Below are 12,571 nucleotides of genomic sequence, written 5' to 3' on the forward strand. Positions count from 1 at the left end.
TACAATAGCAAGGGTCAGCATCATTGCTCGTTACGAACGTGTGCGGGCGACGCCTTCTTCGTGCGCCGCCGCTTCTACGGCCTCGGCCACACGGTCTACCACAGCTTTATCAAACACACTCGGCACGATATAATCCGCCGTCCGGCTGGCGTCGTCGATGGTATCCGCCACCGCGTAGGCCGCCGCCAGCTTCATCCCATCGGTGATGTCGGTAGCCCGGCAGGCGAGCGCACCCTTGAACATCCCCGGAAAGCACAGCACATTGTTGATCTGGTTCGGGTAGTCGCTGCGCCCGGTGGCCATCACCGCTACGTGCGGGTACGCCTTCTCGGGACGGATTTCCGGCTCTGGGTTTGCCATTGCAAAGACAATCGGGTCGTCGGCCATGCGGTGCAGGTCGTCTACGTCGATTACGTTTGGCCCCGACAGCCCGATGAACACATCCGCATCGTCCATGACTTCGCTGAGCGAGCCAGTTAGGTTGTGTGGATTCGTCTGGGCCGCGTACGCCCGCTTGGCCTTGTTCAGATCCGTGCGATCGCGCGTAACCGCCCCTTGACGGTCCACGCCAATGATGTTCTCAATGCCCATGTTCTGCAGCATGTGCGTCACGGCCGTGCCTGCTGCGCCAATGCCTACGAGCACCACCTTCAGCGACTCGGGCGTCTTGTCTACAATCTTAAGCGCATTGATGAGCGCAGCAACAGCGACGACGGCGGTGCCGTGCTGATCGTCGTGGAAGACGGGGATGTCGAGCCGCTCGCGCAGCCGATCCTCAATCTCGAAGCAGCGCGGCGCGCCGATGTCTTCCAGATTGATTGCACCAAAAACCGGTGCCATCCGCACCACCGTATCCACAATCTCGTCTACATCTGTCGTATCCAGGCAGATCGGAAAGCCATTTACCCCGGCAAACTCCTTCAGGAGCTGTGCCTTGCCCTCCATGACTGGAATGGCAGCTTCGGGCCCAATGTCGCCCAGTCCGAGCACGGCCGTACCATCAGACACCACCGCCACCGTGTTGCTCTTGATGGTGAGGCGATGCGCGTCATCCGGACGGTCATGAATCGCCTCGCACACCCGCGCTACACCCGGCGTATATGCCATCGACAGCTGGTCGCGCGTACGCAGCGGCACCTTGCTGTTTACCTCAATCTTGCCGCCCAGATGCAGCAAGAACGTGCGGTCTGACACATCCACCACCCGCACACCTTTCAGGTCGCCCAGGTGCGTGATGATTGTACGCGCATGGTCATCGCTGCGCGTGTTGATGGTAATGTCACGCACCAGCACGCTGTCGCGTGCCCGTACAATGTCAATGGCGCCAATATTGCCTCCATGCTTGCCAATGGTTGATGTTATCTCAGCTAACATGCCCGGCTTATTCTCAATCGCCAGGCGCGCTGTAATCGAATTGCTTGCAGTGGGGACGTACTCTTCGGAGTGCATTCAAATGTTTGTAAGTACAGGGGGATGCGAGACGCTTCAGCCGTTGCCCACATGTCTATCGGACACAAGGTTTTAGAGCACGGCCAACAGAAAGGGGCAGCCTCCAGTAGTGGAGACTGCCCCAGGCGGCATTATGGGTCGGGTGCGCAGCGTGCGTTATGCGTTTTCGAGCGCATCAAGCGCGTTGCGCAGGTCTTCGGCGTAGGAAGAGCCAATGCCATCAATCTCTTCAAAGTCGTCGTACGAGCGAAGCTCGTCGAGCGAGGTCACGCCCGCCGATTCAAGACGGCTTACGTGCGGAAAGTCATCCGGAAATCCGGCTTCTTCCGCGTCGTCGCCTTCATCAGCCTCATCGTCTGCTTCGGCCTCGTCGGCTTGTTCTGCCGCTTCGGCATCTTCAGTCGCTTCAGCTTCTTCGGGCTCTTCAGCCTGCGCAACCTCTTCGGTTTGCTCAGCTTCGATATCGGCTTCGCGCGCAGCGGCCTGTTCGGCAGCTTGCATCTCGCGCTTCAGATCGCCCAGTCCACTGAGTTCACCCAGCGTGGTCGGACCCGACGTCGGATCCGGATCATCGCTTCCGCCCGAGGAGGACGGCTGGCTCTCTTCCGTGTACTGGTCGACTGCCTGGCGACGCTCTTGCTTCTCGCGGCGCTCTTCTTGGCGCTCTTTCCGCTTCTCGGCCTGACGCTCTTGGCGTTCTTTGGCCGTTTCGCTGAGCACGATGTCTTTCCGGCTCTTGTCAAACCGAATGACGCGCAGCTCCAGTTCGTCGCCTTCAAAGTAATGATTCTGGAAGTCGCGCGGGCCGTTCTTCAGTTCGCTGCCCGGCACGAACGCTTCCACGTCGAGCGGCAGTTCCACCACGAGGCCCTTGTCTTCTACGCGGACAACTTCGCCTTCCGTGTCGGTGCCTTCGCTGTAGGCGCTCTCGAACTGATCCCACGGGTTGGTTTTCACCTGCTTGTGGCCCAGCGAGATGCGCCGACGATCCTCGTCGATGTTGAGGATCTGCACATCCATATCTTGGCCCTTCTTGACCATGTCGCCCGGGTGGCGCACTTTCTTCGTCCACGACAGATCGCTGATGTGGACGAGGCCATCAATGCCCGGCTCAATTTCGACAAAGACGCCGAAGTTGGTGATGTTGCGCACGGTACCGGTGAGCACCGTACCTGCCGGGTAGCGGTCGCTGATGCCGTCCCATGGGTCGGGCTCCAGCTGCTTCATACCGAGGGAGATCTTCTTGTCCTCCTCGTCGATATTGAGGATTTTGACCTCCACCAGCTGTCCCAGCGATACCATTTGGCTGGGGTGGTTGATATGGCGCGTCCACGACATTTCACTGATGTGGACAAGGCCCTCGATGCCTTTCTCCAGTTCCACAAAAGCGCCGTAGTTGGTGATCGAGACGACTTTCCCTTCAACGGTTTCGTCCTCGTCGTACTTCTCGCCGATGTCGTCCCACGGATGTGGCTGAAGCTGCTTCAGACCCAGCGAGATGCGCTGGCGCTCTTCTTCGTAGTCGAGCACCACCACCTGGATTTCTTGGTCGAGTTCGACCACTTCGCTTGGGTGCGACACGCGGCCCCATGACAGGTCGGTGATGTGCAGCAGGCCGTCGACACCGCCGAGGTCGATGAAGACCCCAAAGTCGACGATGTTCTTGACGGTACCCTGCAGCACCTGTCCCACTTCGAGCTGCGACAGAATCTGCTGACGCTGCTCTTCGAGCTCTTCCTGAATGAGTTCGCGGTGCGACACCACGATGTTCTCGTTCGAGGGGTTCAGCTTCACAATTCTGAACTCCATGCGCTTCTCCAGATACGCATCGAAGTCGCGCACGGGGCGCACATCGATCTGCGAACCCGGCAGGAACGCTTCGAGCCCTTCGAAGAGCTCCACAATCATACCGCCCTTAATACGGCGGATGATCGTACCTTCCACAATCTCCTCGTTCTCGTAGATCTCTTCAATACGCTGCCAGCGACGGACTTTGTCGGCTTTCTCTTTCGAAAGCACGAGCTGCCCTTCGCGGTCTTCCTTGTAATCCAGGTAAACCTCGACGGTATCACCGCGCTGGAGGTGTTCGCCGAACTCATCGCGCGAGACAATGCCGTCGCTCTTATAGCCGATGTCGATGACCACATGGTCTTCGCTCACCTTGAGCACACGACCCTGCACAATGTCTTGCTCCCGCACGTCGATGCTGGTGCGGTCGACCAAGTCGCGAAACTGGTCATACACCGGGTCGGCGGTCTGTGACCGCTCGTACTCTTCGAGCTCGTCAAGCGTGACGGTACGACCAACAACCTGGCCGCTGAAGCCCTGGTTCTCTTCAGTGCGCTCCAGATCAGCGAGCGAGACGGTAAGTCCCGGATCGTCAACCTGGGTCGCGTCGAAGTCGAAGTCATCGCTGGTTGGGATGCCAACCTCTTCAGAGGCAGTAGCCACCGCTTCAGCCAGCAGGCGGTCTACGTTTTCGGGCGGCGGGTCGCGGTCAACCACTTCGGCTTCAGCGTCCGCATCTTCAGCTTCGGCCTCGGCATCCACGTCATCAGCGTCCTGCACGTCAGAAGCGTCTGCCTCTGGCGCGCCGGAGTCAGGGACGTCGGCAGTGTCTTCGTCCGGAAGCGCATCGGCTGACGTGGGGTCAGCGGCGTCGGCTTCCGTAGACACGGGCGCGGCCTCGGCCTCTTCGGCCGTGGCTACGTCGTCGGCATCGGGAGTATTTTGAGGGGGTGCTTGCTTTTCTTGTTCGGCCATATATGTTTGGGAAACGAGGGGTATACGCCGCGTGGTGCTTAACAGCAGGCATAGAAGGGCCGCTGCATTACGTTAAAGATGCACCATGGGCAGGTGTGGGTTGGACCAGCGAACCAACGCGATGAATGAGTACGAACAGGGGGATCGGATGCCTGACAGCTCGCTGGCATGTGCCTACGGTCGGCACAGCCTGTCATGTGCATCCGGAACACTGTTCAATGGGAAGACGAAGGGTCCGTTCCCACTTTTGCTCGCTCAATGAGCGCTTCGATGGCTTCCACCTGTTCTTCGAACGTCATTGATGTAGTGTCAATAGAAACGGCATCGTCGGGCCGACGCAGCGGGGCCAGGGCGCGCTCACGGTCGTGTGCGTCGCGGCGGCGGATCTCGTCGCGCACGGCTTCGAGCGGGGGCGCCTCTTCATTGGGATCGCTCTGGTACTCTTCATGGCGGCGGCGGGCGCGTTCCTCCAGACTTGCGTCCATAAAGAATTTCAGGTCGGCCTGCGGAAAGACGACCGTCCCGGTATCACGCCCGTCAGCAACGACGCCGCCGGTCGACTGGCTCCACCGCGTGGCGATCTGGCGTTGTACGGGGAGTAACGCCTCGCGCACCGCAGGCAGTGCCGCCACCTGACTGGCCATATCGCCCACTTCAGAGGTGCGGATGGCGTCGGTCACCTCAGCGTCGTTCAGTAGCACGCGCAGAGTGCCCGCATCGTCAAACTGCAGGTCGATGGTGCAGTCGCTGAGAAGCGCCTCGGCCTTTTCATCTGTCGGTGTGACCTCGGCTTCTACAAACGCCAGCGCCACAGCACGGTAGAGCGCCCCCGTATCCAGATAGCGAAACGACTGCCGCTCGGCTACGGCGCGGGCGGTGCTGCTCTTTCCAGCCCCAGCAGGGCCATCAATGGTGATAATCACAGAGTATATGTTTTATTGCAATAACAGATTCATAGACTTATTGGGCCGCGTCGTTGCCCACGGTGCGGTGTACGATGGTGATAGGCTCCCCGTAGCGCATCGGGCCAAGGGGCGTGCGAATGGTGGGCTCCGCTTGAAACTGTACGTTCGTGGGTGGCCCATCTCCTGCAAGCGACAGCGCCAGGTTCACCAGGTCGCGGGCACCGCCATCGAAGAACTCGACCAGGTTCAGCTCCACCGGAAAGCGAATATCGGTGGGCACGCCGGGCTCCAACACCGTCTCTTCAGCAAACGCACCGCTAATCGTCTCGCGCTCGTTCAAAAGCAGCGTCCAGTCCAGCGCGGTCATGCGCGCGCTCATGCTGTTGTCGGCGGGATTGGTGCCTTCGATGATAACCGAGAATGAGAGCGGTACCTCGCCGCGCCGCACTGCATTGCCGATGTTCAGCAGATCGACCGGGCCCAAGTCCTCGGGACGTTCCAGCTGGCTCAGGTTTACGCCGGCCAGTTGCGCGTTGGTGACGCGGTCGAGGCGGAAGTCCACATTGCGGAGCTGTCCCACCTCGCGCAGCGTCTGACAGCTGGTCAGGGTCAGGGACACGAGCACCAGGAATAGGTACGGCATCCAGGCACGTGCCTTCGCCTCCAGAGAGCAGGTAGACATAAATCGATGGAGTGTGGAGAAAGAAAACAAAATGATCGTCCGAAGGCGCCGATGCTCCGCTTCCCCCTGGAACCTGTGGGGACGCCTGCAATCGGAGTACAACAACTGTCTTTCAATGTCAACGATAGCCCGTTCATGCGCAAACTTGCTTGGGATGAAATCGACCGCCCCAACCCGGAGGAGCTTGCGGACTTGCCCCGGCACCCGGTATCGGTCGTGGCGCACAATATTCGGTCTATCTACAACGTGGGGGCGCTGTTTCGTACGGGTGATGCGGCGCGCATTGAGCATCTGTACTTGACGGGATACACGGGCACACCGGATCACAAGGATCTGCACAAGACCGCGCTTGGCGCGCAAGATCTGGTGCCGTGGTCGACCGAAGACGATGTGCTCGCCCTACTGGAGGATCTGCGCAGCCAGGGCTATACCATTGCGGCGCTGGAGCTTACCGATGCCTCGCAGCCGCCTGCTGAGCTTGCAGCGGATGCCTTTCCGCTGGCGCTGGTGCTGGGCAACGAGGTGCACGGCATCGATAGCGACGTGCTCGACGTATGCGATGTGGCACTGGAAATCCCGCAGTACGGCGCCAAGCAGTCGCTGAACGTGTCGGTTGCATTCGGCATTGCTGTCTACGATCTTGTCCGCCGTTATCGCTCACCGTCATCAACCCACGCATGACCGACGCTCCGCTCTCGCTCGACTTTCCACCCACGCCCACCGAGGACTGGCACGACCGCCTGCGCCGCGATCTGGGCGATGATTTTGCGGATACGCTGACCTGGCAGCCGCTTGAAGGCATTGACCTGCGTGCGTTCTATCGCCGCGCCGATACCGACGCGCTTCCGCACGTGCAAAAGGGCGTTTCGGGTCGGGCGATGCGCCAATCCGGCCCCGCAGCCAACGACTGGACGATTGCCCAGCGCCTCCCGCTCGATGCGCCTGACCTGGCCGATCGCATTAACGCGGCCTGCACGGGCGGAGCGGGCCGCATTGTCGTCACCGCCGCCGGTACGGATGCCTCCGCCGACCTCTCTGCTGCTTTGCGGACGGCACTCGACACCGCAGCCCACCACGACACCGACGTCCACCTGGATGGCGGCGCTGATGCCTGGGCGGTGATCGCGCAGTCCGACCTGGGCGCCGACACGCCCCTCACCTACGCCGATCCGCACCTGCTGCGCGCCATGCGGCATGTGCCTGCTGAGGCTGAGCTACCCGCTCCGCTGCACCGCCCCGCGCATCCGATCATGGTGGATGCCCGCCTGCCCCACAACGCCGGACTCCCTATGGCCGACGAGCTGGCGCTGGCGCTGGGCAGCTGGTCGCAGGCACTGGCCACACAGGGCGCCGAGGCGTTCTCGGGCGGACTGCCCCACCGCGTGCTGGTGGCGGTGGATACGTCATACTTTCTGGAGATTGCCAAGCTGCGCGCGCTGCGCCTGTTGCTTCCGCAAGTAGCGCAGGCCTACGCCGAGATGCACGACACCGCGCCTGTGCTGTCGCCCTCGGATGTTACGCTCTACGCCGAGACCTCGCCACGCTCGCACACCCTCTTCGATCCACACGCCAACTTGCTGCGCGCCGCCACGCAGAGCGCGTCCGCAGTCATCGGCGGGGTGGAGCAGCTCACCGTGCAGCCCTTCCGCCGCGACGAGCACGACGAAGCCGCCAATGCCGACCGCCTGGCGCGCAACACGCAGCTCATCCTGAAGCACGAGGCGCACCTGCACCGCGTGGCTGATCCCGCTGCCGGGGCGTACTACCTGGAGCAGGCCACCGACCGCCTGGCCGAGGCCGCGTGGAGTCGCTTCCAGCAGATCGAAGACACAGGCGGGTTGCCAAATTGGGCCGATGATTTTCTGCAGACACGCGTTCGCATCACCCGCGAGGAGCGGCGCATGCGCATCGCCACCCGTACTGATGTGCTCGTGGGCACGAACCACTACCCCGATCCCGACACGCCCGTCACCCCACAGGCAACGCCGTCCGCCTCTCCAGCGCAGCAGCACTTCCACCACCAACCGCCCGCATGGGTACAGCCGCTTTCACTTTCAGCGGGATACGACGCGCTGCGGCTACGCGTGCAACAGCTTGAACCGCGCCCCACCGCTCTGATTGCGCCTGTAGGCACACCCTCCATGCGAAGCGCCCGTGCCACGTTTGCACGGAATATCGTAGGCTGCCTGGGTCTCCGCCTCATCGAACCGCTCGGCTACGACAGCATCGACGACGCCATCGACGCCCTCCATGAACACACGCCTGACGTGGTGGTGTGGTGCGCCGACGACGACACCCTGGCCGCGCTCCTCGACCAGGCTCCTACCGACACGGTCGACGCCATCACCATAGCCGCAGCTCCGCCCAAGGCCGTGCCCAACGCCCAGGCCGTGGACCTGCTTTTGCATCGCGGCGCGCCCACCCTGCAGCGCCTCCGCCAGCTTGCGGATGCGCTTGGGGCTTGATTACCTCCCGCACAATGGAGAGCGGCGGAGTCCCGGGCGTGCGGGAGATCCTTCGACTTCTGCCGACAGCTGTCGGCATACGCTCAGGATGACAGTTTATAATAATAAGACGTGTCATGGTGAGCGAGCGGCGAAGCCGGGAGTCGAACCATCTCCCCGGAGTTCAGCAGAAGCCCGCGAGACGCGAGATGAGAGGCGCTGCCGAGCGTGCAGGAGATCTTTCGGCTCTGCAGATGCCTGATGCATCTGCGGCGCTCAAGATGACAGTCTTTGATAGCAGGCTATGGCGATCAAACGCCCGTGCGGCACAAGGTCGTTACGCCTGCCTACTAAACGGCACAACAGGTCGCCGCCTCCGTCTACGCATCACGCTTCTTTTCATCCATGGCTTGATGCGATGACGATCTTTCCCGCAACGAACCGAAGCCACCCCGCGTGGACGCTGCTGACAACCGCGCTGCTGTGCGTTGCAGCCGTCACCGGCTGTGCCCAGACCGATGCCCCCAGCCTGCCAGACGCCCCCGCCTCGTCTGGAGAGGCCACGGCCCAGACCTCGGATACCAGCGACGTCTACCAGCAGACCACGCCCAGCCGCGACGGCATTGGCAAGGTGTACATGGGACGCGAGATCTCTAAAGTGATGGGCCATCGCGGCGCGCAGTGGCTGGAGCGTCCGTCGCGCGAGGACGAGGAGCGCCCCGACCTCGTCGTCGATAGCATGCGGCTGTCGCCCGGCGATGTGGTCGCCGATATTGGAGCGGGTACGGGCTACTTCACATTTCGCATTGCCCCGAACGTGCCGAACGGCCGCGTCTTTGCTGTCGACATTCAGCCCGAGATGCTCCAGCGCATCCGAGTCCGTATGGAAGACGAAGGGCGCACGAACGTCACGCCCGTAGAGGGCACCATCCAAGACCCGCGCCTCCCACCCGACACGCTCAACGCTGCCCTCATGGTGGATGCCTATCACGAGTTCTCGCATCCCCGCGAAATGATGACCGCGCTGGTGCGCTCGCTCAAACCTGGCGGACGCGTTTACCTGGTCGAGTATCGCAAAGAGGATCCCAGCGTCCCCATCAAGCCACTACATAAGATGAGTGAGGCGCAGGCACGCCGCGAGATGCAGGCGGTTGGCCTCGAATGGGTGGAGACGTTGGATATGCTCCCACAGCAGCATTTCCTCATCTTCGAAAAGCCTGCTGGGTGAGGGGTGGTGCCGGGCGTGTAGGAGATCCTTCCTCCGACAGGGGTCGGAGCGACATTCGTCGGACGGTACTCAAGACAACATCCTACGAGAGTTGTCATGGTGAGCACGCGGAGATCCGACGGTAGTCGGGGCGGAGCACGTCGAACCATCTCTCCCTCCGTTGACGAGCACGCACCGGGTGCGCGGCGCTGCTGGGCGTGCGGGAGATCCTTCGGCTGCGCATCTGCTTAGCGCAGATGCTCCGCTCAGGATGACAACATACAAAAACATGTCATGGTGAGCGAGCGAAGTGCGCCGAACCATCTCCTGCCCTTTTGGCACGGACCTGCTGGCTTATACCAGACATCAAGACGCCAGAGCAAAACGCTGTTCATCTCACACCTCCAACCCTCCACACTTACCCCTCCAGCATCTTCTTCAACTCCGCAATCTTCATCAGCGCCTCGATGGGCGTCATGCGGTTGGGGTCAATGGACTGCACGGCTTCTTTGAGCGCTTCGGCCTTCGGATCGGCCTGCTGAAAGAGCGACATCTGGCCCATCACGCCGTCCTCCATATCCGGCACCTCCTCGGCGTCAGGGGCGGCGGCATCAGGATTCGCGGTGCCTTCGGTGTCCACCGCCAGGTCTTGCTGCTCCAGGTGCGCCAGGATCTCGCGGGCGCGGTGGATCACGAGGTCGGGCAGTCCCGCCATGCGCGCCACCTCGATGCCGTACGAATGATCAGCCCCGCCCGCCACGAGCTTGCGCAGGAAAATGATCTCACCGTCGTGCTCCTGCACCTGGATGCGATAGTTGCGCACGCGGTCCAGGCGCTCCGCCAGCGCGTTCAGCTCGTGATAATGCGTGGCGAAGAGCGTACGCGCGGCTACCTCGGGCTGCTCGTGCAGGTACTCCACCAGCGCCCAGGCAATCGAGAGGCCGTCGAACGTGCTTGTCCCGCGCCCCACCTCATCCAGCAGGATAAGCGAGCGTGATGTCGCGTTGTTCAGGATGTTCGCCGTCTCGTTCATCTCCACCAGAAAGGTACTCTCGCCCGCGGACAGGTTGTCGGAGGCGCCCACGCGGGTAAAAATGCGGTCCACCACGCCGATGTGGGCGGAATCGGCGGGCACAAACGCGCCGATCTGCGCCAGCAGCACAATGAGTCCTGTCTGGCGCAGCGCCACGCTCTTCCCGGCCATGTTGGGTCCGGTGATGATGAGCACCTGCTGAGAGTCCGGATCTACGCGCACATCGTTCGGAATGAACGCCTCGCCTGCTTGCAGCGAGCGCTCCACCACCGGATGCCGCCCTGCCTCAATGTCGATCACGAGGCTGTCGTCCACGGTCGGCTGCACGTAGTTGTGCGTCTCGGCCCCGTGGGCCAGCGCCGCAAACACATCCAGACGCGCCAACTGATGCGCATTATCCTGGAGGCGCGGCGTGTGCTCGGCAATTACCATGCGCAGCTCGTTGAAGAGCTCATGCTCCAGCTGCTCAATCTTCTCCTCCGCCGTCAGGATCTTCTCCTCATACTCCTTCAGCTCCGGCGTAATGTAGCGCTCGGAGTTCACCAGCGTCTGCTTGCGGATGTAGCGGTCGGGCACCTTCTCGGTGTGGGTGTTCGTGACCTCAATGTAGTAGCCAAACACCTTGTTGAACCCGACTTTGAGCGACGGAATGCCCGTGCGCTCGGACTCCTCCTGCTCCATGTCCGCCACCCACTGCTTCCCCGACGAGGCCACGTCCCGCAACTCGTCAAGCTCGTCGCTGTAGCCGTCGCGGATGAGTCCGCCCTCACTGATCTTAGCGGGCGGATCGTCGACGAGCGCCTCCTGGATGTGATCGACCACGTCCGGGCACAGCGTCAGGGCGTCGTTCAGCGCCGCCAGCGCATCGCATCCGGTATTCGTAACAAACGGCTTGAGGCGCGGCAGCTGCTTCAGCGTGAGCTTGATCGCAATCAAATCACGCGGACGCGCGCGTCCGGTGACCACCTTGCTGGCCAGGCGCTCCAGATCGCCCACCTGCGCCAGTTCTTCGCGCAGATCAGCGCGATCAGACTGCGCATCCACCCAGTGCGCCACCGCGTCTTGCCGTGCCTGAATCGCATCCACGTCGCGCAATGGACGCACCAGCCATGAGCGCAGGAGCCGCGCGCCCATTGGGGTCTGCGTCGTATCCAGCATGTCGATGAGCGCGCCCTCGGCATCCTCCTGCATGGGACGCACCAACTCCAGGTTGCGCTTGGTTTCGGCGTCGAGGGCGATGTGCTCGTCCTGCTCGTACCGCTGGATCCGCCGGATGTGCGGCACCGCGCCCTTCTGCGTCTCCTGCAGGTAGTGCAGCACCGCCCCTGCCGCCACGAGTCCGGTGTCCATGTGCTCCACGCCGAATCCCTTCAGCGAGTGCGTGTCAAAGTGCTGCGTAAGGGTTTCGTAGGCAAAGTCATAGCCAAAGACCCAGTCTTCCTGCGGCGTCACCGCCACCTCCTTCGCCATGCGATCGGGCACGCGCCCCTTCTGACGCTTGTCGACGAGGATTTCGGAAGGCGCAATGGATTGCAATAACGGAAGCACGTCCGGGGCCGCCACTTCCGTCACCGCAAACTCGCCGGTCGTTGCATCCAGAAAGGATACGCCGGCTGTGTCGCCGTCCCAGTGTACCGCCGCCACATAGGTCGACTGCTTCGGATTCAGGAGCTGATCGCGAAACGACACCCCGGGCGTCACCACCTCCACCACATCGCGATCCACGACCTTGCCGCTGGAGCTGCTGGCATCTTCGACCTGCTCACAGATCGCCACACGCAGCCCCGAGCGGATGAGCTTCGGCAGATGGCTATCCACAGAGTGATGCGGAAAGCCCGCCATCGGCACATCGTCGGCCTCGCCGTTGTTGCGGGTGGTCAGCGTAATCCCCAGAATGCGGCTTACCGTCTTCGCATCCTCATCGAACGTCTCGTAGAAATCGCCCATGCGAAAGAGCAGCACCGCTTTTGGGTGACGCTCCTTGATGCCGTAGTACTGCCGCATCAGCGGCGTGCGGCCTTTTTTCGTAGAGGTTACCATAGGGGGATACGCAGCGGATCAGCCAAAACAGAACAACGAGACAGGCTT

Annotated in this window: 8 protein-coding genes; 3 read left to right on the plus strand and 5 right to left on the minus strand. The window is 61.9% G+C overall.

The features are described from left to right. Positions 1–30: 30 nt before the first annotated feature. The 4 genes from CRI93_RS02160 to CRI93_RS02175 all read right to left on the minus strand — a co-directional run bounded on the left by CRI93_RS02160 (position 31) and on the right by CRI93_RS02175 (position 5,799). Positions 31–1,449: an NAD-dependent malic enzyme gene (locus tag CRI93_RS02160; RefSeq protein WP_098060956.1), complete on the minus strand. Its 1,419-nt coding sequence runs from the start codon at positions 1,447–1,449 to the stop codon at positions 31–33. A gap of 156 nt (positions 1,450–1,605) precedes the next feature. Next, complete coding sequence (gene rpsA, locus CRI93_RS02165) at positions 1,606–4,212, minus strand: 30S ribosomal protein S1 (RefSeq protein WP_098060957.1); 2,607 nt, start codon at positions 4,210–4,212, stop codon at positions 1,606–1,608. A gap of 215 nt (positions 4,213–4,427) precedes the next feature. Then, a complete protein-coding gene (gene cmk, locus CRI93_RS02170) occupies positions 4,428–5,135 on the minus strand; it encodes a (d)CMP kinase (protein ID WP_098060958.1) in 708 nt (235 codons plus the stop codon). Positions 5,136–5,172: 37 nt separating this feature from the next. Next, positions 5,173–5,799 (minus strand): hypothetical protein, encoded by a 627-nt coding sequence (locus tag CRI93_RS02175; RefSeq protein ID WP_098060959.1) that lies wholly within the window; start codon positions 5,797–5,799, stop codon positions 5,173–5,175. Positions 5,800–5,934: 135 nt separating this feature from the next. On the opposite strand from CRI93_RS02175, the gene CRI93_RS02180 reads away from it, so the two are divergent. The 3 genes from CRI93_RS02180 to CRI93_RS02190 all read left to right on the plus strand — a co-directional run bounded on the left by CRI93_RS02180 (position 5,935) and on the right by CRI93_RS02190 (position 9,471). Next, positions 5,935–6,480 (plus strand): RNA methyltransferase, encoded by a 546-nt coding sequence (locus tag CRI93_RS02180; RefSeq protein ID WP_098061055.1) that lies wholly within the window; start codon positions 5,935–5,937, stop codon positions 6,478–6,480. Then, the gene (locus tag CRI93_RS02185; protein ID WP_176521627.1) at positions 6,477–8,264 is read left to right on the plus strand and encodes a methylmalonyl-CoA mutase family protein; all 1,788 of its coding nucleotides are present in this window, start codon (positions 6,477–6,479) and stop codon (positions 8,262–8,264) included. Before CRI93_RS02180 ends, CRI93_RS02185 begins: the two co-directional genes overlap by 4 nt. 397 nt (positions 8,265–8,661) lie before the next feature. Further along, positions 8,662–9,471: a class I SAM-dependent methyltransferase gene (locus tag CRI93_RS02190; protein ID WP_098060961.1), complete on the plus strand. Its 810-nt coding sequence runs from the start codon at positions 8,662–8,664 to the stop codon at positions 9,469–9,471. 397 nt (positions 9,472–9,868) lie between these two features. Here the strand turns inward: CRI93_RS02190 and mutS are convergent, their stop codons facing one another. After that, complete coding sequence (gene mutS / locus CRI93_RS02195; protein ID WP_098060962.1) at positions 9,869–12,523, minus strand: DNA mismatch repair protein MutS; 2,655 nt, start codon at positions 12,521–12,523, stop codon at positions 9,869–9,871. Positions 12,524–12,571 lie beyond the last annotated feature (48 nt).

This window comes from Longimonas halophila (assembly GCF_002554705.1).
GTDB classification, from domain to species: domain Bacteria; phylum Bacteroidota; class Rhodothermia; order Rhodothermales; family Salinibacteraceae; genus Longimonas; species Longimonas halophila.